At 56.0% G+C, this 26,267-nt stretch carries 14 protein-coding genes and 8 pseudogenes; 9 read left to right on the top strand and 13 right to left on the bottom strand.

What is annotated here, in order from left to right; all coding sequences use genetic code 11:
• Nucleotides 1-182: 182 nt before the first annotated feature.
• The 5 genes and pseudogenes from ACYZT6_RS25665 to ACYZT6_RS25645 all read right to left on the bottom strand — a co-directional run.
• Nucleotides 183-398: a hypothetical protein gene (locus ACYZT6_RS25665; RefSeq protein ID WP_462029132.1), complete on the bottom strand. Its 216-nt coding sequence runs from the start codon at nucleotides 396-398 to the stop codon at nucleotides 183-185.
• Nucleotides 399-450: 52 nt separating this feature from the next.
• Nucleotides 451-876, bottom strand: coding sequence for a phage tail-collar fiber domain-containing protein (locus tag ACYZT6_RS25660; protein WP_462029131.1), 426 nt, complete (start codon nucleotides 874-876; stop codon nucleotides 451-453).
• An 8-nt stretch (nucleotides 877-884) separates the two neighbouring features.
• Nucleotides 885-1,443: pseudogene (gene istA, locus ACYZT6_RS25655) on the bottom strand (IS21 family transposase); the annotation flags it as partial.
• Between the two features lie 93 nt (nucleotides 1,444-1,536).
• Complete coding sequence (locus tag ACYZT6_RS25650; protein WP_462029130.1) at nucleotides 1,537-7,794, bottom strand: non-ribosomal peptide synthetase; 6,258 nt, start codon at nucleotides 7,792-7,794, stop codon at nucleotides 1,537-1,539.
• A gap of 452 nt (nucleotides 7,795-8,246) precedes the next feature.
• Nucleotides 8,247-8,543: pseudogene (locus ACYZT6_RS25645) on the bottom strand (HepT-like ribonuclease domain-containing protein); the annotation flags it as partial.
• Between the two features lie 562 nt (nucleotides 8,544-9,105).
• On the opposite strand from ACYZT6_RS25645, the gene ACYZT6_RS25640 reads away from it, so the two are divergent.
• The 5 genes from ACYZT6_RS25640 (at nucleotide 9,106) to ACYZT6_RS25620 (ending at nucleotide 13,908) form a co-directional block, all read left to right on the top strand.
• The gene (locus tag ACYZT6_RS25640) at nucleotides 9,106-9,267 is read left to right on the top strand and encodes a hypothetical protein (protein WP_462029129.1); all 162 of its coding nucleotides are present in this window, start codon (nucleotides 9,106-9,108) and stop codon (nucleotides 9,265-9,267) included.
• An 86-nt stretch (nucleotides 9,268-9,353) separates the two neighbouring features.
• Nucleotides 9,354-10,826, top strand: a complete 1,473-nt coding sequence (locus tag ACYZT6_RS25635; RefSeq protein ID WP_462029128.1) for an MBL fold metallo-hydrolase — start codon at nucleotides 9,354-9,356, stop codon at nucleotides 10,824-10,826.
• Nucleotides 10,823-12,232, top strand: a complete 1,410-nt coding sequence (locus tag ACYZT6_RS25630) for an MBL fold metallo-hydrolase (protein ID WP_462029127.1) — start codon at nucleotides 10,823-10,825, stop codon at nucleotides 12,230-12,232. Before ACYZT6_RS25635 ends, ACYZT6_RS25630 begins: the two co-directional genes overlap by 4 nt.
• An 882-nt stretch (nucleotides 12,233-13,114) precedes the next feature.
• Nucleotides 13,115-13,672, top strand: a complete 558-nt coding sequence (locus ACYZT6_RS25625; RefSeq protein WP_462029126.1) for a DUF2975 domain-containing protein — start codon at nucleotides 13,115-13,117, stop codon at nucleotides 13,670-13,672.
• Nucleotides 13,673-13,680: 8 nt separating this feature from the next.
• Nucleotides 13,681-13,908: a helix-turn-helix domain-containing protein gene (locus ACYZT6_RS25620; RefSeq protein ID WP_462029125.1), complete on the top strand. Its 228-nt coding sequence runs from the start codon at nucleotides 13,681-13,683 to the stop codon at nucleotides 13,906-13,908.
• 160 nt (nucleotides 13,909-14,068) lie between these two features.
• On the opposite strand, the pseudogene ACYZT6_RS25615 reads toward ACYZT6_RS25620, so the two are convergent.
• From ACYZT6_RS25615 to istA (ACYZT6_RS25605), 3 pseudogenes are all read right to left on the bottom strand, one after another.
• Nucleotides 14,069-14,821: pseudogene (locus tag ACYZT6_RS25615) on the bottom strand (IS110 family RNA-guided transposase); the annotation flags it as partial.
• A 178-nt stretch (nucleotides 14,822-14,999) separates the two neighbouring features.
• Nucleotides 15,000-15,754: pseudogene (gene istB / locus ACYZT6_RS25610) on the bottom strand (IS21-like element ISPre4 family helper ATPase IstB).
• 20 nt (nucleotides 15,755-15,774) lie between these two features.
• Nucleotides 15,775-17,288, bottom strand: a pseudogene (gene istA, locus ACYZT6_RS25605) (IS21 family transposase).
• A gap of 490 nt (nucleotides 17,289-17,778) precedes the next feature.
• Between istA (ACYZT6_RS25605) and ACYZT6_RS25600 the strand changes: the two are divergent.
• The gene (locus ACYZT6_RS25600) at nucleotides 17,779-18,693 is read left to right on the top strand and encodes a group II intron maturase-specific domain-containing protein (protein ID WP_462029124.1); all 915 of its coding nucleotides are present in this window, start codon (nucleotides 17,779-17,781) and stop codon (nucleotides 18,691-18,693) included.
• 148 nt (nucleotides 18,694-18,841) lie between these two features.
• Here ACYZT6_RS25600 and ACYZT6_RS25595 read toward each other — a convergent pair.
• A pseudogene (locus ACYZT6_RS25595) lies at nucleotides 18,842-19,451 on the bottom strand (Tn3 family transposase); the annotation flags it as partial.
• Between the two features lie 591 nt (nucleotides 19,452-20,042).
• Here ACYZT6_RS25595 and ACYZT6_RS25590 point away from each other — a divergent pair.
• Nucleotides 20,043-20,318, top strand: a complete 276-nt coding sequence (locus ACYZT6_RS25590; protein ID WP_462029123.1) for a hypothetical protein — start codon at nucleotides 20,043-20,045, stop codon at nucleotides 20,316-20,318.
• 128 nt (nucleotides 20,319-20,446) lie between these two features.
• Here ACYZT6_RS25590 and ACYZT6_RS25585 read toward each other — a convergent pair whose 3' ends face one another.
• Nucleotides 20,447-20,740 (bottom strand): hypothetical protein, encoded by a 294-nt coding sequence (locus tag ACYZT6_RS25585; RefSeq protein ID WP_462030040.1) that lies wholly within the window; start codon nucleotides 20,738-20,740, stop codon nucleotides 20,447-20,449.
• Between ACYZT6_RS25585 and ACYZT6_RS25580 the strand changes: the two genes are divergently transcribed.
• Complete coding sequence (locus ACYZT6_RS25580; protein WP_462029122.1) at nucleotides 20,657-20,887, top strand: carbon storage regulator; 231 nt, start codon at nucleotides 20,657-20,659, stop codon at nucleotides 20,885-20,887. The two genes, ACYZT6_RS25585 and ACYZT6_RS25580, sit on opposite strands and share 84 nt — an antisense overlap.
• Before the next feature lie 175 nt (nucleotides 20,888-21,062).
• On the opposite strand, the pseudogene ACYZT6_RS25575 reads toward ACYZT6_RS25580, so the two are convergent.
• From ACYZT6_RS25575 to ACYZT6_RS25565, 3 genes and pseudogenes are all read right to left on the bottom strand, one after another.
• Nucleotides 21,063-22,615 (bottom strand): annotated as a pseudogene (locus ACYZT6_RS25575) (IS3 family transposase).
• Nucleotides 22,616-23,087: 472 nt separating this feature from the next.
• Nucleotides 23,088-24,932, bottom strand: a complete 1,845-nt coding sequence (locus ACYZT6_RS25570; protein ID WP_462029121.1) for a two-partner secretion domain-containing protein — start codon at nucleotides 24,930-24,932, stop codon at nucleotides 23,088-23,090.
• A 621-nt stretch (nucleotides 24,933-25,553) separates the two neighbouring features.
• Complete coding sequence (locus ACYZT6_RS25565) at nucleotides 25,554-25,838, bottom strand: hypothetical protein (protein WP_462029120.1); 285 nt, start codon at nucleotides 25,836-25,838, stop codon at nucleotides 25,554-25,556.
• A 26-nt stretch (nucleotides 25,839-25,864) separates the two neighbouring features.
• Here ACYZT6_RS25565 and ACYZT6_RS25560 point away from each other — a divergent pair.
• Nucleotides 25,865-26,245, top strand: a pseudogene (locus ACYZT6_RS25560) (Tn3 family transposase); the annotation flags it as partial.
• Nucleotides 26,246-26,267: the final 22 nt, after the last annotated feature.

The following is a 26,267-nucleotide window of genomic DNA, read 5'->3' as shown; positions in this document are numbered from 1 at the left end:
CACCTTCTAGCTCCCGTCTTTAAACGCCCGGATGCGGCGATTGCTTCAAAGACCCAATAGGTCAGCCCAGCGGCCTCTTTTCCACAACTGGTCCGGTTCCGGACGCTGGGTGGTGTAGTCGTGCGGAATCGCTCCGACGCCGGTCAGGGGCAGCGGCGCGCGGGTGTCGGTGTTGAAGACGATCAATCCGTGGAAATAGTGGTGCCCCGGGGGCGCAGATAGGCGTAATCGCCCGTCCGGGCCGCGAGGTGCTCAATCACCGGCGCGGCAATCGGTTCCACCACGCGCAGATCCACCTGGGTCATCGTCGATACGTTGGCAATGGGCACACAGTAGTGCCGTTGGCCAGCGGCGTCGATGTAGTCGCTCGGTTCGCCCATGGCCACTGTCCAGCTCACGACCCGGTCACTCAGCTCCCTTTGCAGGCATACGTCCAAGTGGAGTTGCCCTTCAGTGACATGAATGGGGACGGCTTACAGCTCGGGCATTCACCCGCAGCCCTTCGATGTAGGCAATACCGGGACTCAGCATAAAGCGGCTGCCGTCATAGCTCAGGCGCAACGCCTCACCGAAAAAACAGGCACGGCCGTACAGGTCACGGTGGTACTCGCGTGCGCGCTCATCGATGCCGGCCAGACGCACAGTGAAGTCGTGTTGCCAGGTGCTGGCATCGATGGTGATGGCGGTCAGTGCCTGGGCACCGTCGAAGGCCACCAGGGGGGGCAGGTTGTTACCGATCTGCAGCGGCGGGATGTTTCGGCGCTTTTGCTGCAGCGGCACGCAGGACACGGCGTACAGGATGCCGTCTTCGTCCTCGAGGCACACCCAGTTGAAATCCCAGTCGCCGATGTCCGAGCCGAGCTGGGCGCTGTACACCACCTGGGGGGCGGTTCCGGCAGCGGTTGCAGCGCGCGTTGGTCAATACCCTCGAAGGCTGACCGACGTGAGCGGGGAAGCTTTTGAAGGGTTTGTCATTGAGGCGATCCAGCAGCAGTGTGATTGCTGTGTTGAGTTCGCCCTAGGAGAATAACTGGCGGTGGCGCAGCACCGCCAGGATCCAGCGTTCGACCACCTTAACGCCAACTTCGCCTTGGCTTTTGTCCTTGGGTTTGCGGGAACGTGCAGGCAATACTGCGATGCCGTAATGCTCGGCCAGATCGCGGTAACTAGGGTTGATGTCCGGCTCGTAGCGATGCGCCTTAGTGACGCCGCTGCGCAGATTGTCCGGCACCAGAATCTGCGATGTGCCGCCGAGAAAGGCGGAGCAGCGCGCGTGCGAGCCCGACCAGTCCGGCAGTTTTTGCGACCAGGTGGCCTCGGCGAAGGTGTAGCCGCGCCGAGGACGGCGACGAAGATCTGGGTCTGGCGGATCTCGCCGGTTCGCCTATCAATAACTGATACGGTCTGGCCGGCGTAATCAACGAACTGCTTCTTGCAAGTGCGCACCTGATTGAGCGTGAAGAACCGAAGACGACAAGGCGATACCTGAACGCCGTAATTAATCGTTAGCGAATGCGGCGTAAGGACAGGCTAGTTTCATAGCCCTCGCACATATGTTTCAAACATTTCTATGTCAAAAAATGGAGTGGGAAGACCGGCATCCATCAGTTTTTTTTCAGTTTGCGAACAATCAAACACGATAGTGGGCTCTGCGTGTTGGAGTGCATCCTGTGCGGAGACAATTTGTGCTTCTGTTCGTAGTTCAAGGAGCGGTGTGATCGGCATTGCATCGCAACGGTCCTCATGCAATTTCAACACCTTCAGCCATTCGTCATACGGCAGGATGTCCATCGGCACTGGCGCAAGGCGATTGTAGAATGCAAAGCACTCGGCCAAGGATGTTTCGTTCATGGACGGAGGATGAAAGGTGTGGCTGGATCCCATTGATCGTTCACCGAGACAGGCGATGGCTTGGGCGATAAAGTCGACCGGAGCAAAAGAAAACTTTTTAGCGTTATCGAATGCGACGCCCATCAAAATGCAACTTTTCAGCATCCGATAGAAAGATTGTGCTTCATCATAGCGTCCGTGTTGCGTATCGGCCGCCACCAAACCCAACCGGAATACGTTGCAGGGAATACCTCGGGAACAGGCCTGTTGAACCAGGAGCTCTCCCGCCCATTTACTGGCGACATAACCCTCTGAAAGCAAGTGCTTTTCCTCGGCAATGGAGGAGTGCTCGTCAATTACGTGGTGTCCTGTTCGGCCTCGAGAGGAAAAAATGCCTTGAGTGGAAATGTAATTGAATTGTTTGGCTTTTCCTGTCACACAAAACCGCAAAAGTGTTTGCGTTCCATCAGCGTTTGTTGCACGTGCCATTTCAAAAGATTCAAGGTGATTCATGCTCGTCGCATTGTGATAAACAGCATCAACTTCTGTCTGCAGTCGGGCCGCCGTCTTTTGGTCCATACCTGCTAAAGGTTGTCGCAGGTCGCCCTCGATGACGCTGATACGAGCACTATCGGTTTCCTTCCATAGTTGCCAGTGCTGCATAACCTGGCTTAGCCGCTGGTCGGCACTTTCGGTTTGACTGGCTCGGACGAGGCAATAAATACGGGCGTCGGTTGTATCCAGCAAAGAGCGTAAGAGGAATCGGCCAATAAACCCGGTCGCACCTGTCAACAAGATGACCTTTTGATGTTTGGGGAGCGGGCTATGTGGTGCCAATTGGATATTGGCGTCCAAAACAGCGACGTTGGCGTTAACGTAGGCTTCAGTCGCGGCACCGAGCTCAATACGCCGAGTGAACTGCAGCAAGGTTGGGGCCACGAACAAATCTTTTACCTGCAAATTTGTGCGCAAGACCTCATTGATACGCGCCACGGTACGGACAGCTACCACGGAATGCCCGCCCAGTTCAAAGAAGCTGTCGTGACGGCCAACGATACTTTGACCTAATATCTCGCTCCAAATTTTTGCCACCGCACATTCCAGCGGTCCTTGTGGCGCGTGGTATTCAGCATGGATAAAAGCTTCACTCCCAGGCGCAGGCAAGCCCTGACGGTTGAGCTTGCCATTGGGGGTGAGCGGCAGTTGATCCAGCCGGACATAGGCGGCCGGTACCATGTAGTCCGGCAGCAGGCTTTGTAAATACATGCGCAATGCTTTGGCATCGACAGCCGACTTCAAGTGGGTCGTGTAATAGGCCACCAACTGTTTTGCTCCGGCCGAAGCGTCATTCACCACTACAACGGCGGCCTCACGTACCGCCTCGTGAGTATTTAATTGTGCTGCCACTTCACCGGGTTCAACCCGAAAACCACGAATCTTGATCTGTTCATCAACGCGTCCCAGGCACTCGATATTGCCATCTGGGGCATACCGTCCCAGATCCCCGCTTTTATACATTCGGGCATCCACTTCGGTCGCAAACGGATCTGTCAAAAAGCGCGAGGCCGTCAATGCGGGCTGATGCAAATAGCCATGCGATAAAGCGGCGCCGGCAATATAGATTTCGCCGATGACCCCGACGGGCACAGGCTGCAATGCGTTGTTCAGGATGTAGATCAGTGTATCGGGGATGGGCTTGCCAATAGCGGGCAGGTCAGGCCATGTGTCGATGGCATCGGGTAGGGTCAACGAGGTCGTAACATGCGACTCGGTAGGACCATAGTGGTTATGCAATCTGCAGGTTTTCATCTTCATGAAAAAAGCCCGGATGTGCGGAGTAATCCGCAGCGACTCTCCAGAAGTGAAGATGTCTTTCAAGTGACACGTCAATGCCGCCAGATCCCCTTGGGCATCGTTCGTCACTGTTTCAGCCAGCATTTGCAGAACGATACAAGGCAAGAAAAGGCGTTCAATACGCGAGGCGCAAATACGCTGAAATAATGCCCGACTATCGAGTCTGGTTTCGTTAGGAATCAAGATCAGCTCGGCGCCGACGCTCAGGGTACTGAAGATTTCCTGGAACGCTACGTCAAACCCGAGAGCTGCAAACTGCAACGTCGGCCCGGTGACGTCATTTTGCGTCTGAGTGGCTTGCCACTGTAATAAGTTGAGCAGTGGCGCATGGGGCATTACCACCCCCTTCGGTTGCCCGGTTGAGCCGGAGGTATAGATTACATAGGCAGAATATGGTGGAGCTAATCCTGGCCGTTGCGGCTGTGGATTGTGGGTGGGGTGATGGGCAAGGGAAGGAATGTGTCCGGCCTCAATATCCAGCAGCAACACGGGCATTGGCGGAGGAGGCAGCGTGTCCTGCAGCCGTCGCTGCGTCAGCAGCGCCACCGGGCAGCTGTCTTGCAGCATGTACATCAGGCGTTCAATGGGATAATCCGGGTCCAGGGGGACATAGGCTGCGCCGGCTTTCAAAATACCCAACAAGGCTATTACCATCTCTAGGCCGCGATCGATGTACACCGCCACCCTGTCGCCCGGAGCAATACCGATGGCGAGCAGGTGATGGGCGACCTGGTTCGCCTTGGCATTCAATTCACCATAGCTCAACTGATGCTCTTCGTAGGAAACGGCGACACTGTTCGGCTGCGCCATCACCTGGCGCTCAAACAGGTGATGAACCCCCGAGATTTCGTCAGCGGATGGCTGAGGCGGACATTGCTGGTTTTGCTCGGGCGTATCGTTAGCACTGAATAACTGACGGTGCTCGGTACCCTCCAGCAGTGCGATCTGATCGAGACGGCCACCTTCGTCGTCAAGCATCCCTTGAAGGATGCGTTTGAGGTAGTCCACATGGCGCTGTATGGTGTTCTGGTCAAATAAGGCGGTGGCGTACTCTAACGTGCCAGAGATTCTGCCTTCCGCCTCACGCAGGTCCAGTAGCAGATCGAACTTGGCCGTGTGGTTCGCCACTTTCAATCGGCGAACATCCAGTCCTTCGAGTTGCAGCTCCACCGCTTGTGTGTTTTGCCATGCAAGCATGACTTGAAATACAGGGTGGTACGAAGAGCTGCGCGTCGGGTTCAGTGACTCGATGACCTTCTCAAAGGGCACGTCCTGATGCGCATGGGCGCTGAGTGTTTGGCTTTTTACCTGCTCTAATAACTCGTTCGAACATAGTGCTGGCGGCACCTTGACACGAATGGCTAAGGTATTGGCAAAAAAGCCGATCAGGTTGTCCAGCTCAGGGTGTGTCCGGTTTGCCACTGGCGAACCAATGACCACCTCATCTTGCCCTGATAGGCGAGTTAACAAACTCGCCCAGGCAGCCAGCACCGTCATGTATAAGGTGGTGCCATGCCGTTGGCTGAGAGCTTTCAGTCCGGCAGTCAAGGTGGCATCGAGCTCGATACCGATAGCCTCGCCTGAATAATGGCGTTCAGACAGTCGGGCACGATCGGTCGGCAGTGTTAACAAGGCCGGTGCATGAATCAGCGTGCGCTGCCAATAGGCAGATTGCTCCTGCAAGATGTCTGGACTTAACCACCTGCGCTGCCACACCGCATAGTCGGCGTAGTGAAACGGCAAGACCTTTAAGGTTGGGTTTCGATCTTGCTGAAAAGCGCTGTAGAGCGCTTCCAGTTCCTGCCTTAGCACCGCCAGTGACCAGCCGTCACAGACGATATGATGCAGCGTTAGCAACAAGACATGGTTCTGCTGATCCATATGAACCAGCCGCCCGCGGATCAGTGGCCCTTGTTCCAGATCAAAGGGCGCAAGAGACTCCTCTGTGCTCACACTTTTTAGTTCGGAATCAACGTCTGGGCAGGCGCTTAAATTCAGGTAGGCGAGGTCAAATCTTACGTCCTCTGCGGCGATACATTGAATTGGCCCGCTCGCCCCCAGCGCAAAAGTCGTACGCAATGCCTCGTGGCGCAGGATCAGCGCCGTAAAGGCTTGTTGCAGCGCCTGTCTGTTCAGGTCACCCATGATATGCCAGCTTTCTGCTACATGATAAGCCTGACTGCCGCCGTCTAGATGGGCGAGGAACCATAAACGTTGTTGGGCAAACGAGAGAGGAAGAGGGGATAGGCGCGGCGCCGGAAGGATGTCGGGCAACCGCATGCGACGGGCTTTGGATGCGGCTAGCGCCAGTGCATTCAATTGGGGATAGGCAAAAAAATCAGCCAGACTCAGCTCAAAACTCAAGCACTGGCGCAGCCGGGTGAGGACGCGAATAGCCTGTAAGGAATGGCCGCCCAGTTCAAAGAAATGATCGTGGCGACCGACCTGTTCAAGGTCGAGTATTTCGCACCAGATCCGAGCGAGCGTGCATTCCAACTTTCCTTGCGGAGCTTCATAATGTCGCCTGGAATAAGCGTTGATATCAGGGACGGGTAGCACTTTGCGATCGAGTTTCCCGTTGGGTGTCATCGGCAAATGCTCCAGTGGCACATAAGCCGCGGGGCGCATGTAGTCTGGCAAAATGCTTCGCAAATACATTCGCAGCGTAGAGGCGTCGACGGCCGGCTTTATTTGCGGCGTATAGTAGGCCACCAGGTGTAGAGCTCCCGAGCTGTCGGCAGACGCTGTCACGGCGGCTTCGCGGACTAATTCATGGCGGGTCAAAATTGCTTCGATTTCACCCAGTTCGACCCGGAAGCCGCGAATTTTAATTTGATTGTCGTTGCGGCCAAGGCATTCAATATTACCGTCCTTTCGATAGCGTCCTTGATCACCACTTCTATATAAGGTAGCGCCTATATGGCCGCTGAATGGATCTGGAATGAAGCAGGCGGCCGTCAATTGCGGACGATTAAAGTACCCTGCTGCCACGCCAGCCCCGCCAATGTAAATCTCACCGACGACACCTACAGGAACAGGCTGCAGGTCACTGTCGAGGATGTGGATGTGTGTGTTGGCTATTGGCTTGCCAATAGGGATGCGACGCGCGTCTTGCGGCACATCAATCGCCCGATAGGTCGAGGCGAACGTCGTTGTTTCTGTGGGGCCATAGCCATTGAGCAGGCACAAGGAGGAGTTATGGGAAAGTATCCGTCTAAAGGCAGAAGGACTGGCATGATCCCCTCCGCACAACAAGATGCGTAAGCGCGAGAGTTCCAAGGCAATCAGGGAGGCATGCTGATTGAAAAGGGTGGTGGTTAGAAACAGGACGGTTACTTGAGCGTTCGTGAGCAGTCCCGCTAGTTTCGAAGAGTCCAACGATATCTCATAATCAACGATCACCACGCGCGCGCCGTTCAGCAGGGCACTCCAGATTTCCAACGTGCTGGCATCGAACGCCGGATTAGATGCAAACGCAATACGATCAGTTTTTTGAAAGTCGGCATAACCATTTGTCAGCACCAGATTTATTATTCCGGCATGCGTGACAATAACGCCTTTAGGCTCCCCGGTTGAGCCAGAGGTATACATGATACAAGCAGGTAAGGAGCCAGGCCGGCCCGCTCGAATTTGAGGTGAGTGGTGTTCGGCCACGTCTACATCCCCAAACTTATCGATATCCACCCGTTGAATAGTGCCAAGCTCAGGCAGATCCAGCTTTTGCAGAGTCAATACAAATTGCGCTTGGCTATCATGAAGTATCCACTGCTGTCGCTTTTGAGGGGCATTGCTGTCCAACGGTACATACACTGCGCCGCACTTTAGGATGGCGAGTTGGGCCACAATAAAAGCCACAGATCTGTCTAGTAATATTGCAATGTGTATTCCTTTCTTGACGCCAATACTAAGTAAATAGCGCATCAAGTCATCAGACTGTTTGTTCAGATTTTCGTAACTCACGTAAACACCGTTATGCTCAATGGCAATGGTGTCTGGATGTGAGCGGGCTCGAGATTCAAATAATTCGTTGGCCAAAAGGATTGATTTACAATTGTGCATATCATTTGAAATAGGGTTATAGCTATTGTCGTCTGTACACTGTTTTTGCATAAGTCCAACTCCTTTTGATTTTTAGTTTTCGCAGTTGTTTTACGGCTCGCTAATTCCCGTAGTTAATTGCTGCGCTCATTTGGCCTCCTTCCGTTTAGATGGTTCTGGAAACTCTCTTATGAAGAGCGACCCTGAGGACGTCTGCCCGCTTTCGCGTGAGATGCTATTTCACCTCCGCCAGATACAGGGCTGCATTGGCTTTTTCCTCAATCCTCAACCCACACCTCCATCAGCCTTCCTTGCAGTCTGCTTGCCCGATGTTCCGGGCAGAAATATGCACACCAGTTACATGACCCTGTACCCGCAGTGCGTAATCGAGCATCTCACCACTCACCTTCTGGTCCAAGCCTGTCAGCATCTTTGGCTTGCTAAAAATAACGAGGTTTATCAACATTCACTAATGGTGGTCCTATTATTCAGCCAAGCGTCCTCGCCACAGGATGCTCGTGCGGTTAGAAGAACCTCGCAGCGCTTCCTTCTCTTTCGAAGGACTTCATTGTCCCGGTGGCTTCAGACCAAGCCGTTGCCAGCTTCGCGTGCACCTGTAGCCGACTAACATGGCGTATCTCTTGTGGGTAGGTTGTTTTTTTCGTCGGCTTCTGAAGAAGGATGGAGAGCTGCGTCAATAACTCCGGTAACGCCGTGTTCGCTGTATCCCACCCGACATCCAGGTTGATATCGAAGTAACCGTGAGCAATGCGGTTGCGCATCCCCCGCATGCTGCGCCATGGCACCTGTGTGCGCGCCTGGACGAACTCAGCGTGACCGTCCCTGACCTTTGGGTTTTCGTACGCCTCTTGCGTCCTGGCTTAGTCTCTTGAAAACCTTCGTTTTTGAGCGCTCACGCGATGAGAGCAAGCCGTCTGCCCATGTCGAGCTCAATACGACCGTATGGGTTCACGTGGTGATAGATCAGTGGCGACAGGGCGCGCCAGTCGTCTGTCGTCACGCTCGCGCCAGGCCGTTTCTGCCAGTACCTCCTAGATTAAACAGCGTATGACGTAAACCAGACTGTTTGAAGCTCCGACCCCTGATTTCACCAAGGCGGTTGAAGAACATCACCCCGGCTAGGGCGGTGCGAGCGCTCGCTTCGGTGAGCCATCCCGCAAGTCGCACAAAGGACTGACAGGCTGGCCGGTGGCTTCCAGATGTTTTGTATCAAAAGTTTGCTCAAAGCCTAAAACCGCCGTTGTGTCACTTTCCCGGGCATTTTTCTTTCTTGCAAAATCGGCTTCGTCGGTTAGATTGGTTCGAGACAGGACGCCATTACGCTTTTGGCGTACTTGCAAACAGCTAGACAAGGAGCAAGTCATGAACCAGAAGATCCAGCAGGGTGCTACCGCGCCCAACCATCAAGACAGCGAAAAAGTACTCTTCAGCAAGGAAGAGTTGCAGGTCTTGAGCGGCGCCATCAAGAAGTCCACGACCCGTGTTTGCGAAACCAAGGAGGCGAGCTGCGGGTACCCCCGTTAAACTGACCCCGAAAAAGCAAGAAAGGACTTTCTTGCTTTTTCACTTTTGGGGTAATGAGTATTCAGTTGTCATCCAGGGAGGTGGACATGAGGGCGATCTTTATCGGCCATCAAACGTGGCTTGTGGAACATGGAAGCACCAGGATTCTGATTGACCCGCTGTTATGTGAAGACTTCGGTCTGGTCGACGAACACCGGATCGAGATCTATCCGCCGCGTACTGTCGATGCCACCGCACTATCCGATGTAGACCTGATTTTCCTCAGTCACGAACATTCCGATCATTTCGATATCCCGTCGCTGAACCTGTTGCCACGTTCCGCCCGGTTCGTGGTAGGGGCGACCATTGTCGAGCCGGTCAAACAATGCATCCGCGACCTAGGGTTCACCCTTACGCAAGTCAACGACACCGAGCCGATGCGGGTCGGCGACTTGAGCCTGCGCTTCTACCCGGCGGATCCGAAGACCGCCCTCTGGGAAAGCCGGGTCACCCAGGTGCATATCGAGGAGGTCGAGCAGCCGAGCAGTGGCCTCTTCATTGCCGTGGACGCTCTGGTGTCCGAAGTGTTCAAGACCGATATCGTCGAAGGACGACTGGCACCGCCCAAGCTGGTGATCGTCTCGAACAACTCCAGGGTATCGCCTCCGGGAGCCTTTCAGTCCCTGGAAAACTGGGGCAAGAACGGGAGTGACAGCAACCGTAAGGTCGGACCGCTGGGGATCGGTGTGCTGAGCGCCGTGCTGACCAGCTACATGGACGATTTTCCGGTGCAGCCCGCGAACATAGCCCTTTGCGGCGGCGGGTTCATCAAGCGCCTAGGCGGGTTCGCCGCGTTCCCGTTTTCCGACCAGCCGACATTGAGCCGGTTGGCCAATCGGCTCAGCTTGGACACCAATATTGTCGGCCTGCTGCCAGGCGAAGCCTTTGCGCTGGACCCTGGTCCCGGGCCTCAAGCGGTTATCGACTGGGTCCAGCTGGACAAGGTGCAGCACAATTTGCTGATCGGGGAGCTGGATCAGTTCATCGAGGCGCGCAAGACCGTCGAGGTGGTCGCTTCGGTGCGCCCGGACGTGCAGGACACCGAGGCGTATGAAGAGCTCCTGCGACGCGCGCAAGCCGAGCTGCAGCGCCTGGCAAAAAGCCTGATGCTGTTTAGCACCGGGCGCAAGGTGTTGGCGATGTCCCATTACAAGGGTCGCAAGCTCGGACCGAAAAGAATCGTTTTCAGTTTTGTCTCGCATGCCCTAGGGCGTCAGGACAGCTATGCGCTGAACCTGATCAGCGGCCAGTTCGAGGCTGAGGCGCACAACCAGTTCGAATCGCTGGTGGCGCAGTATCCCTTTGGCGTATGCCTGCCCCTGGTGGACTTCATCGGCATGGTCGAGGGGGACGTGCAGATCTGGGACATCGTGGGCGTTTCGGTCCAGTCCTGGTTCGAGAGCGGAATCTTCGACGGCCTGATCCCGTTCTTCTACAGCTACTACGGCGAGAACGGCAGCCCTGAGTTATTGGCGAAAATCATCGGACGCAGCATGCGGAACCTGGAGGTGTGCCCATGAAGCTGACGATGATTGGCCACGAAAGCTGGTCGCTGCAGGCTGGCGATAGCCATGTGTTGATCGACCCGGTGCTGGGTCGTGGCTTCGGTTCCGATGCCGACCGGCAGTTCGCGATAGTCCCGGCGCGCAACGTCGATCTGCAGCGCATGCCGCCGGTGGATGGAATTGTCTTGACCACCGAACACCTACAGCACTTTCACCCGGCCTCCTTGCGCCGCCTGTCGTCGGACTACGGGCATTTGCTCAAGTGCAAAGTGGTCTATGTCCCGGAACTGTTTCCCGGCGCGGCCGAGGCGATTGTCCGCGCCTGCGGTTACGAGGTGCGGCGGGTCGACACTCAGGCCGAGTTCGTCATCGGCTCGCTGAGCCTGCGCTTCTACATGCCCTGCACCGAGGTACTGTTCTGGGACAGCCGGGTAGCGTCGCTGCATATCGAGCATCAGGGCCGCGAGGCGCTGTTCATCCAGTCCGATACCCGCATCGCCGACGCCTACTTTACCGATGTCAATAATGGAGCCGTTGCCTGGCCCCAGGTCATGGTGATGACCAATAATTTCCAGGGCAGCGGGGCGCAAGGGCCGATCGGCCTGGACAACCTGTTGCCGGTGCCCGACCAACGCTACACCCGGGTGTCCGGCTTGCGTCTGCTGGACGAAATCGTACACAAGCCGATGCGCCGACTGAACCAGGTGCCAACCCTGATCCTCGCGGGCAATGGTTATCGCGATCCCTTTGGCAAGATGCATCACCCCTGGTCGAACCTCGAACTGGCGCAGATCTGCAGCGAACTGTCGTTGTTGCGGGCGGTGCACTCACTGACACCCGGCGAAAGCTTCGACGTGGCGCCGGCACGGCCTGGTGAACCGACGGACTGGATCTGCGCATCCGAGGAACAGGCAGGGCCCCGTCCGGCGAAAGGGCGACGCCGAACGGTCTCGCTCGACACACAGCGGATCAAGGCCCATCTCGATGAAATGGCCAGGACCTGGCTGATTACCCGCTACGGCCAAGCGCTGATGACCCAGAGCAACTACCTAGGGCGCCCCGTTGGCCCGTGCCGTGCGGTGCTGCAATTGACCCGGGACGACGGCGTCGGCCAACAATGGTTGCTGGACGTGTCCAGGGTCGAGTTCGTCGAGGTGCCGGACGAAGGCGCGGGGGCGATCAAGCGTCATCCCTACGGCATCCGTGTCGACCATGACGATTTTTGCCAGCTGCTTCTCGGCGAGTTGCAGATATGGGAGCTGCTCAACCTGTCGGCATCGCAGTGGTATGTCGCGATCGTTATGACAGCCCGCTGGCGTTCTGGCTCGAGTATTACAACGCGCAAGTGGACTATGGACGCGCCTTGCGCAGTTATGAAATGTCCCTGGCGACTGCGCCATGAGCGGGCAAAGAGCCTTTGAACATGTGCATCTGGAACTCCTCGACGCCGCTCAGGTACAGCTGCGGCGGCAGGCGCTCGCCGAGCTGTGGTCGAGCGTTATCAGGTTCTGCGGGTACCCGCCAGTCGGTGAAGTCCTGGTCTGTTCCGGCCTGTGCATGGCCTCGAGCGAGTAGGTGGTGATCAAGCGTTACTTCGACGAGGCGGCCTATGCCGCCGAAGCCAGCGGCTACTTGCTGTTCCGCTACAGGCATGCGCCATCAGGATGCGCGGCATCAGGTACTGGTGCTGGAGTCTCTCCAGGGCCGTTTGCCCGGCCCGGCCGACCTGCCTGAAGTGATTGCGGCCTACGCGGCGATGCATGCCACGGCCCTGGCGAATATCCAGCGGGTCATGGGGCACCGCAGTACCCCTGAATGTCTCGATCCCTGCCTGTCGTCCCGCTGCCGTTTCCCCCCTCCTGTTCGCCGGTGGCCTGCTGTCCATGATGACCCAGGAATAAAAGGTTCATACCTGGCTGCGTACCGTTTTGGTTCAAGCCTGTCAGCACCTTTGTGCTGGTAGATTCCGCTTTCCCCTCACGGGTAGGCGTACCGAAAATCGGCGGATACATTGTCCTTAGAGCTTCAAACCGAGCTGTTACCGGCCCCGCATGTCCAGGTAGGAAACGGTTGATAGGACAACCGGTTTCATCAAGAGACACTCCAGCGAAACAGACATTCAGAAGACCTCAGGTCGCACGGTACCATGCTCCTCAAGCCACTAATTCCAGTGTCCTTGGCGTAAAAAGCCGTTCCGGTGAACTTCAAGCCTATGACTAGCGATTAAATGGCGATTAGTTGTTGTTTTGCGATAATATATAAAGTATGTTGTTGCCTCTACTTCTGACCTTTAGAGGCTCCAAATGACCAGTAATCGTTTAGCTCAACTCAGTCAGCGTATGGCTATTTTTACCCTTCTGATTATCTTGGGCATGCTGGTACTCAATACCGCTCTCTGGATCTTTCCTGCACTGGGTGACAGTGGCCTAGGGATGGGGTTCGCCCTGAGTGGCATGATGCTTTCCCAGCCCACGATGACGATTGAAACACTTGTCTGGTGGCAGACGCTCGGCGCGATATTGCTGTCGAGTGTGCCGCTGCTCGCCTTAGCCAGTGGCCTGAACCATTTACGCAATCTTTTTCAAGGCTACGCCCGTGGGGAGTACTTTTCCGGCACTGCAGCTATGCATCTGGGTAAAGTCGGACGGGGGGTGGTGCTCTGGGTGACAGGCAGCTTCGTGTGTACACCGCTGCTCAGCATTTGGGTCACCTTACTTGCCCCTCAAGGAGAACGTTCTTTGATGATCAGCTTTACCTCTGCTGATTTCGTAGCGCTGTTTCTTGCCGCGTGCATCGGTGTGATTGCACGCATTTTGCAGCAAGCCAGTGAAGTCAATTCTGAAAACCAAACCTTTGTGTGAGGGACATCATGCCTGTAATTATTGAATTAGATGTGATGCTGGCTCGGCGCAAAGTCAAATCAAAAGACCTTGCCGCCGCTATTGGCATCACCGAGCAAAATCTATCGTTGCTGAAGCAGGGTAAGGTCAAAGGCATTCGCTTGGCCACCCTTGAGGCAATCTGTCAATACTTGAGCTGTCAGCCAGGTGATTTACTGACCTATCAAGCTTCCTCGGGCGAGTCGCAACCCTCCTAATTGACAGGAGGTGCGGGTAATGGAGGTCGTGACCTTTGGTGCGTTTTTCGGCCCATCGTGCCCGCCCATTCCGCTAACACGTGACTGATTTACGCCTGTTTCGAAACAGCCGGTCACGTTGTTAGCGGAATACTCCCACTGGGCCTACATGCCCTGTTCTGGCTTTGCCGCCGGTATTGTGCTGTCTGGCCACCAAGCCGCCGCAAAATCACAGCTGCAGCCGTACTGCTGGCTATCGCCCATTTTCCCAGCCAGCAGGCTGGCGGTGATCGGGCCAGCGCACGGTATGCTCAGTAAACAACTGCCCAGATCATCGTCTGTCAGTTGGCCAGCCAACTCTTTATCCAGTTCCTTGATCTGCTCATCCAAATAGACAAAGTGATCGTACAGACGCTGCAACAGCACGCTCAGTCGGACTGGAAGCTCATGCTCTGCCAAGACGCTGGACAGGCGCTTCATGACGCTCAGCCCTTGCGGCAGGTTGATGCCGAATTCCAACAGAAAGCCATGCATCTGATTAACGGGCTTGGTGCGTTCGCCCACCAGTGATTCACGCAAGCGGAGCAATACGGAAAGCGTCTGCTGGGCCTCGGTTTTGGGCGCAACAAAACGCATCGAGGGCCGCGAAGCGGCTTCACAAATCGCTTCGGCATCGACGAAGTCATTTTGTTGCCTTTCACAAAAGGCTTAACAAACTGCGGGGAAATCAGCTTGGCTTGATGCCCCAGGACCATCAACTGGCGAGCGACAAAATGCGCTCCGCGCAGGCCTCCATCACCACGGTGCAGGCGGGTAGGTTGGCAAAGAACCGCATCATCTGCTGTCGTGAAAGCTACTTGCGAAACAGCTCTCGGCCGGCCTTATCCTGGCCGTGCAGATGAAAGGTATGTTTACCGAGGTCGATACCGACCATGCCAAAACGCTCATGGTGATGGTCTCCGAATTTAAAACACCCTGCGAAAGCGTAGCTCTTGCTGGGTGTCGGGGTGCGCATTCCACGCCATCCGGCCACCCAGCCCACCAACATCCTGCCACCTGTTCCACACTCATCCGGCCAGGCAGTCGGAGCGCAGCGACGCAGGTTTGCATTGTTAGTCTGAAGTCTGTGTTGCCGTCAATTTCGTCGCGCGCCTGCGCATCGATTCGCCCTTCAGTTCGATCCGATAAGCGTTGTGCACCAGCCGGTCGAGGATCGCGTCGCCCAAGGTCGGATCGCCGATCAGTGCATGCCATTTGTCCACCGGCATCTGGCTGGTCACCAGCGTCGAGCGGTTGCCGTAGCGGTCGTCCAGCAGCTCAAGCATGTCGCGCCGTTGCGCGGCGGTAAACGGCGCCAGGCCCCAGTCGTCCAGGATCAGCAGGTCGGTCTTGGCATAACCCGCCATCAGTTTCGCGAAGCGGCCGTCGCCGTGGGCCAAGCCCAGCTCTTCCATCAAGCGCGACAGGCGCAGATAGCGCACGCTGTAACCGTCGCGGCAAGCTTTGTGGGCCAGCGCGCAGGCGAGCCATGTTTTGCCTACGCCAGTCGGGCCGCCGATGATCAGGTTCAGGCCGTCGCGCAGCCACTGGCCGCTGCCCAGTTGCAAGATCAGCGCCTTGTCCAGGCCACGGAGCTGCGGTAGTCGATGTCTTCCAGGCAGGCGTTATGGCGCAGTCGTGCGGCTTTGAGGCGAGTCGTCAGGCGTGCATTTTCGCGCTCGGTCAGCTTGCGGTCGACCATCAGGCCGAGGCGTTCGTCGAAGCTGAGGTCATGGATATCCGGTGTTGCGTGCTGCTCGCTTAAGGCTTTAATCATGCCATGCAGGCGCAGGGTTTGTAGCTTGTCCAGCGTCGGGTTGGGTAGTATTTTGATGCTCCTCTTTCAGGTCAGTGGTAATAGCCGGGGCCGCGTAGGTTGGGGTGTTCGTCGGGTAACAGCGGCAGGTTTTGTTGGGCCAGCGGTAGCTTTTCCAGACCTTGGCGCAAGATCGATTCGAGGCTTTTGTAACTGCACGCGCCCAGTGCCAGAGCCCGCTGACAAGCGGCTTCCAGCCGCTCTTCGCCGTGCTGTTTACTCAGGCGCAGGATGCCCAGGCAGGCGCGGAAGCCGTGCTGCGGATGGATTCGGCGTTCGAGGATGTAGGCGATGACGCCGGCCGTATTTGGGCCGGTCTGCTCTGCCCAGTGGATCAGCCGTTGCGGCGTCCACTCAGCGTGTTAGCGGTGGCTCTTGGGCATGTGCTCGATCTGGGTAGTGTGGCGACCTTTGTGTGGCGAGCGTCGGTGGCTGGCGACTCGCTGGTTGGCGTGGAAGCACTCGACGGTCTGCGCAGTCAGACGCACTTCGAGTTGGTGCTTCACCAACTGGTACGGCACCGAGTAGTAGTGGCCGTCGACTTCGACGTGGTAGTCGATGTGTACCCGTACCTTTTTCCATTCGGCGTAGACGTAGGGATGTTCTGGGAGCGGTTGCAGCACGGGCTGGTCGATGGCCTCGAAGGTTGAGCGGCGCGAGCCGGGCAGCTTTTGAAGGGTCTTTGGTTGAGCCGATCCAGCAGCACGCCGATGGCCGTGTTGAGTTCGCCCAAGGAGAAAAACTGGCGGTTGCGCAACGCTGCGAGGATCCAGCGCTCGACTACCTGTACGCCGACTTCAACCTTGGCTTTGTCCTTGGGTTTACGCGAACGTGCGGGCAGCACGGCCACGCCGTAATGCTTGGCCAGGTCGCGGTAACTGGGGTTGATGTCGGGCTCGTAACGGTGTGCCTTGGTAACGCCGCTGCGCAGATTGTCGGGTACCAGTATCTGCGATGTGCCGCCGAGAAAGGCGAAGCAGCGGGCATGCGAGCCCAGCCAGTCAGAGAGTTTCTGCGACCAAGTGGCTTCGGCGAAGGTGTAGCTGGAGGCTCCGAGGACGGCGACGAAGATCTGGGCTTGATGGATTTCCCCGGTCTGCCGGTCGATGACCGGCACGGTCTGGTCGGCGTAATCGACAAACAGCTTTTCGCCCGCACGGTGCTCCTGGCGCATGACCACGTCGACCTTGGCAGCCCAGAGGCGGTAGTGCTCGCAGAACCAGCTGTACTGGAAGCCTTGCGGATGGGCGAGTCGATACTCTTGCCAGAGCAGGGCCAAGGTGACGCAGGGGCGGCGCAACTCGGCATGGACATGAGCCCAGTCAGGCATCGGCCTTTGATCGCTGGGAATAGCGAGCGGCGGCGGAAAAAGATGCCGTTGCAACTCGGCGTCAGTCAGCGCAGAGGGCCAGGTCAGGCCGCTGGCAGCAAAGCGATTGAGGTACTCACCGACGCTAGCTCGACCTACTTGCAAGCTGATAGCGACCTGCCGGGCAGATAGGCCGACCTCGAATTTGAGACGTAGCACTTCTCGAATCTTACGCATGGATAACCGCTTCACGACGACCTCTCTGCTTCGATAAAAGAGGTCGATGGTAGTGAATTAATCCTGCGTTGCTGCCTGCCTTATGGGTGGCCGGATCATCGTGGAATCAGTGGCCGGATGTTGATGGAGTGGGTGGCGGGATGCCCGTGGAATCCGCAGTCGGGGTGACCATCTCATTAGCTCCTCACCCTTGTCGTTGCTATTAGTCATAAACATAACCGTTTGCCTATCCCTTATATTAAAGGGGAAACGGTGTCCTGTCTTTCGGGGGGCTCGTTCATCCTCGGTCAATCCGACGCCTTACAACGCCACCCTTTTCGTACCGCCAACAACGTAGCTACAGCGGCAGAGCCACTGCTATATGGACAGGTGGTCGCGGCACAATCAGGTCCTGTGGCGGGGAACTACCAGGGGAGCCTACAGAATTCGGAAAAGTGCGACACGAAGTTGCCTGCAGAAGTTGTTCCCACTTCAGTGGAGGGAACCGCCCGTGTCACCGGGTGAAGGCTTGAAAATGAACATGGTACGGTATGCGGACGACTTCATTATTACCGGCAGCTCGAAGGAATGGCTGGAGCTTGAGGTGAAGCCCGTCGTGGTGGGATTTTTGGCGGAACGTGGGCTCGACCTGTCGCCTGAAAAAGCCAAAATAACGCATATCAAGGAGGGGTTTGACTTTCTCGGATGGAACTTCCGCAAGTACAACGGCAAGCTACTGATTAAGCCGTCGAAAGCAAATGTCAAAAGGTACTTAGGAAAAATTCGGGAAGTCATCAAGGCCAACAAGACGTCTAAACAGGCAAATTTGATAAGACTGCTTAATCCCATATTACGGGGATGGGCCAATTATCACTGCCACGTAGTCGCTAAGGCAACCTTCACTCGAGTTGATTCAATGATCTGGTCAATGCTGTGGCAATGGGCATTGAGACGGCATCCGAACAAGGGAAAGCGCTGGGTCAAGAAGAAGTATTTCAAGTCCCAGGGCACCCGCAACTGGGTGTTTTCTGCAACCGAAAAAGATGAAGATGGAACTAAGAAGGAGCGCAGCCTGCTGCGGGAATCTGATACGCCAATTGTACGGCACATCAAGATCAAAGCGGCTGCTAATCCGCACGACCCGCAATGGGAACCGTATTTCGAAGCCCGATGGGTCAAGAAAATGCTGAACTCGGGACGCGGTCGCTCGAAGTTTTACCGTGTCTGGTTAGGGCAGGACTGCAATTGTCACGACTGCCATCACCCCATCACAAAATCAACGCCGTGGGCATGTCGCCACATTGTGAAGCGGTCAGATGGTGGGACTGACGCGGCAAGCAACCTTCAAATGCACCATCTCAATTGCCAAAGGCGACAGCACTCCGAAAAAGAAGTTGTATGGCCGTGTGTCGAAAGATGCCTTTGAAAGGCTCGAGCTGAGTGCGGGGAAACTTGCACGCTCAGTTCTTCGGGGGCTGGGCGCGGGTGACCGCGTCTGGCTACCCAACAATCGTACGCTAAGGTTTTCCGACCTGTCGTAACGGTCTGAATTTACCGTCTTCCAGCTTGCGGTTCTACCGCCAGACGTAATCGCCGGTCAGTTTGATGTGCTCCCAGCCCAGCGGCGACAGGTATTGATACAGATCGGCATTCATCTGCTTTCCAGCGTCCGTAAGTCCTTGGCTTGCCCGCTCCAGGTTGACCGTGTTCCACAGTACAATGGCGGCGGTCACCAAGTTCAGTCCACTGGCCCGATAGCGCTACTGCTCAAAAACTCCGATCCCTGATTTCACCAAGGCGATTGAAAAACACCGCCCTGGCCAGCACGTTGCGCGCCTCACCTTTGTTCAGCCCTGCATGGATGCGACGACGCAGCTCGACGCTTTGCAGCCAGTCCAGAATGAACAACGTGCGTTCGATGCGTCCCAACTCACGCAAAGCCACGGCCACACCGTTTTGGCGTGGATAGCTGCCGAGCTTCCTGAACATCAGCGAGGCCGTTACAGTGCCCTGTTTGATCGAGGTGGCCAATCGCAGTATTTCATCCCAATGGGCGCGTATTTGTTTGATGTTCAACCTGTCGCTGCTAATCATCGGTTTGAGCGATTCATAGGCGACATCGCTCCCCTTTGGGATGAACAGCTTGGTGTCGCGCAGGTCACGTATGAGGGGCGCAAAGCGAAATCGGCCGAGTGTGGGCGAAGCGACAATTTGACGACATTTAGGTGGGGGAAACACGCGCCCCCCCCGGAAATGGTCATCCGAGATGCACGCTCTACGTCTGAAGCCCAGATCTCATTGCTGAGGGCTGAGGTAGTTTTGTGCGATCATCCGTACTGGTTGGGTTCCGGCCAGCCCCGCGATTGACGTGAAAACCCCTGGGTAGAATAGACAAACAAGGTGGCGTATTCGCCATTCGACGAAAGGCATTACCCCCTTCTGGTGGAGCGCGCTCCCCGGGTGACACTCGTCATTGGCCCTGGTTCAACAGCCTCTCAAATGGTGCGCTGGGGGATGGCCGATACACCGCCGGGAACCGCCTATCTTGCCTGCCGCTCAACCAGGGCGGCCCGAAATCCTTCTCAGTTTAGCAGCGCCCAGCGCGAACTTACCGCCCCCAGAAGTCACCGACGCAGGGAATCTACCTGACACTGCGCGCACGCCCGTGAGCGGGGAAAATGTGCCGCCAGTTGAGTGATGTGGCGATAAGCCAGCATTGTTGCGCGGAATCGTTTGGGCACACTGCCCGGCTCACACCGACAGGATGGACGCGCGATGGATCGGCGCAAGCAATTGGAACGCGACGTTTTTTTCAATCTAGCCACTCCGCCATGGCAGGGCTATCCCTTAAAGGGCCGAGCCCATTTTCGTTCGCGTTCTTTGACCAGCGTGAGCACTGGGTTTACTGATGATTTTCCTGAGCCTGACGCTTTTTCGTTCTTTTCCGGCCAACCGCCCATGGCGATGCTGGACGGTCGAGAACGGCTGTATCAGGTCTTTCGCACGTTTGACTACCCCTGTCAGCTCAATGCAAAGCGCAGTGCAATGTAGGGCTTGCCGGCCAACGATCGAACCTCCTTACAATGGAACGCACCCACATGGAACCTACTGGCAAAGCCCTGGCCCTCTCTCCGCAACGCTGGTCAACTCCGCTTGACGCTATCGGTCCAGGGGACGATTTAAAGGCGCTGGTGGCTGAGCAATAAGGTTTTTTCGCTCGGCGCCCGAGAGGCTCCATCGCGCTTTGCCCAGGTACCGCGGCGGTCCGTCCGTGGTGCGAACGGCGCAACGGGTGCTTGCCACGTCTGGTGGTCTAAGAGCCTTCTGTTCACCAGTACCGACACGGTCTCATGCAGGATCGCTACTGAACGCTTCAAGGAAAAATAGCCATGTTGATATTGTCTCGCACCGCAGGTAAAGCCGTGATGATCGGTGATGAAATCATTCTCCAGGTACTGGCTGTTGATGACCATCAGGGGCACGTAAAACTCGGTATCGAAGCACCGAAGTCTCTAATGGTCCGCCGGCAAGAGCTCCACAGCCGTGTGCATCACTCTACGTCAAAGGTGGTCATCACGTACAAACGCAGAGCGCGGGCCTGGGGATCTGATGACGCCTAGGCAAAAGGGTGTGTTTTTAAACAAACGACATAGTTACACATTCGCCGACACGCCCCCTATGAGTACCGATGGTCATGGCGGTGAAATTAATCCGGCCAATAAATCTGGGGTTTGGACGCAAGATCCCTTGGATGGAGCGGCGTTTTTCAAGGTGCTTGTCGCGTCAGCCGTCTAACTATGCCGCTCGTTTCTCGACCTGTTGCTCTCGATCCGGGTTCAACAACACGGTACCGATCGGCTCCCAGTTACGTGTCCGACCTGACCACCGCTCCGGTTTTTTCTCCTTGGCTCGCTCTCACAACTCATGTCGCCGGGCCAAGACCTGATGATCCAGTCCTCAATGCCGCTCAGTCGGCGTGACGAACCGGATACGGCTATGCCGGTGCTCGTTGTTGTACCAACGCATGAAATCCCTCGCCCAAGCGCGTGCCGCGTCCAAGCTGGCAAAACCGTCCTGTGGCCATTGCGGGCAGTATTTCAGTGTTCTAAACAGCGACTCCGAGTAGGGATTGTCGTTGCTGACCCGCGGTCGGCCCCGCGAGGGCGTGATGCCCAGTTCGTACATCTTGCTCAACAGTGTTACTGATTTCATCGGCGCTCCGTTGTCCGAGTGCAGCACCAGCGGTTCGTGTAAACACTGCTCGCTGATCACGCTGCGTTGCAGCAGCGCGGCGGCTTTCTCGCCGCTTTCCGCGTCGTAGACCTCCCAGCCCACGGCCTTGCGGCTGTAAATATCCTCGATCAGATAGAGGTAATAATACTTGCCGCGTATCGGCGACGGCAGATACGTGATGTCCCACGACCACACCTGATTGGGCGCTTTGGCCGCATGAGTCGTCGGTGCTGCGTACCGCCTGGGGCGCTGACTACGGCCTCGATGTTGCTGTTGACCCGTCGCACGCAAGACGCGATAAAACGTCGCCTCCGACGCCAGATAACGCCCTTGATCGGCCAAGCGCGGCACGATCTGGCTCGGCGGCAGATGGGCATACGCAGGGCTGTTGCACAGCGTCACAATCGCCTGTCGCTCGACTTCACTCAGCGCATTACGCGGCGCTGGTCGTACGGTGGTCGTTCGGGCATCGGCCTCGATAACGTCTGTTTCAGTCCACCGTTGCAAAGTCCGCAGCGATAGACCGATTTCCCGGCAGGCCCGGATTTTTCTGGCTCCCGCCGCGACCGCGTTGCTCAGCCAGCCAACGAGTAACTGCCGTTCTGGCAAAGACGTCAGTTGTCCTCGTTGTCGGTCCCCCAGTAGTCGTTGAGCTTTTTTCGCAGCACCAACAACGCGGCTGTTTCAGCGAGCGCCTTGTCTTTGCGGCGCAGTTCGCGCTCAAGTTCCTGGATGCGTTTCTTGTCTTTGCGCGACTGCTCCCGATCTTCTTTTTGCTGAGCCTTTTCCGATTTCTGGCCGGTGATAAAGGCTTGTCGCCAGGCAGTGATCTGCTCGGGGTAAAGGCCTTTGCGCCGGCAATATTCGCCCAGGTCGATCTCGGACAAGCCGGCCGCTTCAAGGACGACAGCAAACTTGGTTTCGGCTGACCAGTTCTCGGTCAACGGCTTATTTTCAGACACTGCACTTCCTTCAGAACTGAGCTGCTTGCGCCAGTTGGACAAAGACATTTCGCTGACCCCTTCGCGCCGGGAAACCTCGGCCATCGACAGGTTCAGTGGGGGAAGCAGCATCTTCAGTAATGCGGCTCTGCGTTCAGGTGAATAATACGGCACGACCAGTCTCTTTCCGCCCCCGATATGCTTTTTTAGGAGAAACCGGAGAGGCGACAACTATCCTGACATCGGGGGAGCCTCCCACAGTGGCGGTTTGCTGCAATTGGGTGAGAATTGCTGGCGCACGATATCAGGCCCACAACTGGCGTGTTGTCGCACGAGCAATCGATCGACTTCGCTTTGGGCATTATCGTTGACGGCGACGTGTTCGCCCGATGACATCCTATCTCCTGATGCAGCGAAGACTGGTTTTTACGTATCCCGATTGCGCCCTCGTCTAGAAGGAAAAAGATTACTCAAGCACACATTGGAAGCGCACCACTACGATGTTGTGATTATCACTGCCGGGGCGGTGCAGGCAGCCTTGCTGCCTGCAGTTAGAACAAAAAAAGATCTGACTTTTGAACAGCCAGCGGCTTTTGAGCCTCTACCAACGACGGTATCAAAAGTCGCTGACTACTTCAGACCTTACTTAGAGAGTCAATGGTGGCGTCACAATAAAACCGTTGCTAATAAAGTTAGCAGGAGCCGCGTCGGAGGTGTTCTGTGTGTTGAGTTTTCCAGAGAAACTGATGCCAAGGTCGTTTTGCGCTTCCCCTCGCACCAAGGTCCGCTGCGAGCTCAAGGTATTATTACCGTTGAAGCGGATACCGGCTCCCCCTCCGACACCGAACATATTCAGCTCTCGTTTGGCCGATAGAGTGTTAGTCCCCATGAACATAATGCCGATGTCCTGGGCATCTAGCGGACCCACAAAGTTATTATTGCCTGATACGATTATGGCGTCGGCTGTCAGCTTAGCGTTTTGAAAGTGAACGCCAGTCTTGCCTTGACCTTCAAGTTTAATGGTTTGACCTATCAGCTGGCTATCCGTGATCTCCACACCTTTTGCTGGAGATTGATAGCTACTATTATTCCCTGTAATCGAGATCAAAGCCTTGGGGGCCTTGGCCTCCAAACGAGAGCCATCGATCCGAACGGCACTTTTGTTAGGACTATAGCTGTCTATGCCGGGGTTTGCTGTCAAATGAATATCGCCTGAATACGCTTGTAGTACACTACTATCCACGGACATCACACTGCCACTTTTAAGTTGGATACCAGCATCACTCATCAAGGGTGAAACAATAATCGAGAGCTCCGTATTAACATCTATGTCAATACCTGTCTTCGCCCTCAGTTGGGCCCCTTTAATTTGCGATATGTATTTGTCGCCTCCGTTACCTCGGATTTCAATTTTCCCGCCGGCCCCGATATCACCCATGATATCTACATGGCTTCCCGAGAGACCGACTGAACCTGTTAGGTTGCCAATAGAGGTTGCCTGAATGGTGCCCAATGAGGCTACCAAACCTTTAGCATTCAGCGTGACTGAGCTCGCATTGAGAGAGCCATTGTGCTTGATATCGCCACCGGTGGCCGCACCGTCTATTTGAATATCAAGAAATTTGTTTTGGGTCGGAATTGTCAGGGTAAATTTATCGGCGGACACCATCTGGATACTACCGCCCAGTACATTAATCACACCGTTGTTATCGACCCCATCCGCACCAGCGAGCACCACTTGGCCACCTGAGCCGGCGGTAATAGTTCCGGTATTGGCGATCTTGCCCGGACCCGCGAGTATCACTTGGCCCCCTGAACCGGCGGTGATAGTTCCAGCGTTGGCGATCTTGCCCGCGCCATCTGCGGTCAAGATGGACTGATTCTTCATAAAATCATTGGGATCCAGTTTGCTGCTACTGGCGACCAGTGAGCCGACTCTCACGTTCGCGGCATTGCCAAACAGTACGCCATTGGGGTTGATCAGAAACAGCGCGCCATTGGACGACAGGTTACCGTTGATTTGGCTGGAGGGGCCAGCAATCTGGTTCAAAGTAGCGCCACCGGTTGGCACCTGAAATTTCACCGAGTTGCCTTGGGCAATATCAAAAGAGGTCCAGCCAATCACGGCGTTAGGAGTGCTTTGAATTATGCTCATTGAGCTGCCACCGCTGATGGCGTTGAAACCGACGGCGCTGACTGTCGCCTGACCATGGGTGACGACACCGCCAGTGGGTAGCGCGTCTGCCACGGCCATCGAGGACTGGGTCGCGACGAGCACTAGCATGGCGAGCGCGCCTAGCGCGCTCGGGAAATCGTTTTTCGACGGTTGTTTAGAGGCGCTGTAGTTGCGTGGGTACACCATAAACTTATTCCTGCCTATAAGAATCAAATCGGCGATGGCCGTATTGGCGCAGCGCGAGGTGAGAGCGCGGCCTCCTGTCGCACCGGAGTCGGCAGGCCGGATCGTGGTGGCGTTTTCGAGGGAAACCAAATATAAAGTCCTCATTCATGACTTTTCACCGCACCCTGTTGTCGCCTATCACCCATGCGGCATGCTGATCGCCGCGCCGCAGCCACACTGAAAAGTTCCGCGCCCCCTTCTGTTGCTCGTCCCCTCATTCACACCCAATCATGGTCTGTCGGTCTCAGAACATGGCTTGGCATGCCCGTTGCCGCCCTCTCAACGGTTGAGCGACGTTTGCGGGCTTTCGTGGGCTCAGCGGGGCGGCCAAGGCATACATTTTTGCACCCATCGGATTAATCAGTTGGACCAGTCGCATCGATCAAACAGGGTCCCCCATCACCATGATTAGACCTTCGAACAGCCGTGTTGCAGAGCGCGCGTGCTCACTCGGTGACCGCTAGCAGGGGATGATAGAAAAAACGAGGAAAAACGTACGAGACGCCCCCGTTATTGCTAGCGAACAACGTGCGGCGCTGACCGGTCCGGATGGAAAATTCCGTGTATCACTATACAAGGCGCTGTTCTTTATTAAGGTCGCCGGCGCGATCAAATCTGGCGCCTTAAACCTGATCCGCTCGGAAAAATACCGTTGGCTCGAAGAGTACCTGACCCCCAAAGCCGATTGGGACGCTCAGTGTGCGCAGTACCTCATTGGAGGGTGTCGCCGACGGCCAGACTACCCTGCGCCGGCTCGATGCGCAGTTGGATGCTCGTTTCAAGAAAATTAACGAACGGCTGAAGGCAGGCGCAAATCCTTACCTCACGGTACGCGCCAAGGGCACTTTCCATGTCGGCACGCCCAAGATTGAGGACGTTGACAGTCCTTCGCTCGGCGTCTTCTTTCCAGAGCGAAAATATATTTCCTTGCTCGAAGCGTTGGCGACAGTGGATCACGCCAGCCAATTTTTCGGCGAATTTGAGCATTGGCAACATAAGTACCAACGTACAAAGCACCCAAGAAGGTGCTTTTCGCCGCCATCATTGTCTACGGTTGCGACATCGGCCACCGCAAACTCTCCAAGCAGATCGATGAGAACGAACTGGACAACACGGTGAACTGGTATTTCTCGCTGGCGAACGTGCAGGGCGCCAATGATCGCATCCTGCAATTAATGAACCGAATGGATCTGCCCAATACTTACCGCGGCCCAGACGAGATCCTGCATATATCCAGGGACGGACAGAAATTTGAAGTGGCTGTGGACTCCCTCAATGCCAACTACTCCTTCAAGTATCTTGGCAAAGACCGAGGCGTTAGCGTGGTGAGTTTTATCGACATGCGTGACGCGCTTCCCCTTGATCAGCGTTTACGGGCTTCCAGGCTCACCGTCGGCCCCTAGCCATCAGGTTCGGGAATACCGT

This window comes from Pseudomonas sp. RT6P73, from assembly GCF_054897715.1.
Note: the sequence above shows the minus strand (reverse complement) of the source record. Positions and strands in the feature narration are given on the sequence as shown.

What these genes read in the sequence shown, in the direction of transcription:
- ACYZT6_RS25650 (WP_462029130.1), bottom strand. Translation starts at nt 7,794, where the DNA reads ATGCAAAAACAGTGTACAGACGACAATAGCTATAACCCTATTTCAAAT.
- ACYZT6_RS25640 (WP_462029129.1), top strand. Translation starts at nt 9,106, where the DNA reads ATGAACCAGAAGATCCAGCAGGGTGCTACCGCGCCCAACCATCAAGAC.
- ACYZT6_RS25635 (WP_462029128.1), top strand. Translation starts at nt 9,354, where the DNA reads ATGAGGGCGATCTTTATCGGCCATCAAACGTGGCTTGTGGAACATGGA.
- ACYZT6_RS25630 (WP_462029127.1), top strand. Translation starts at nt 10,823, where the DNA reads ATGAAGCTGACGATGATTGGCCACGAAAGCTGGTCGCTGCAGGCTGGC.
- ACYZT6_RS25625 (WP_462029126.1), top strand. Translation starts at nt 13,115, where the DNA reads ATGACCAGTAATCGTTTAGCTCAACTCAGTCAGCGTATGGCTATTTTT.
- ACYZT6_RS25620 (WP_462029125.1), top strand. Translation starts at nt 13,681, where the DNA reads ATGCCTGTAATTATTGAATTAGATGTGATGCTGGCTCGGCGCAAAGTC.
- ACYZT6_RS25590 (WP_462029123.1), top strand. Translation starts at nt 20,043, where the DNA reads ATGGATCGGCGCAAGCAATTGGAACGCGACGTTTTTTTCAATCTAGCC.
- ACYZT6_RS25580 (WP_462029122.1), top strand. Translation starts at nt 20,657, where the DNA reads ATGTTGATATTGTCTCGCACCGCAGGTAAAGCCGTGATGATCGGTGAT.
- ACYZT6_RS25585 (WP_462030040.1), bottom strand. Translation starts at nt 20,740, where the DNA reads ATGGTCATCAACAGCCAGTACCTGGAGAATGATTTCATCACCGATCAT.
- ACYZT6_RS25565 (WP_462029120.1), bottom strand. Translation starts at nt 25,838, where the DNA reads ATGTTGCCAATGCTCAAATTCGCCGAAAAATTGGCTGGCGTGATCCAC.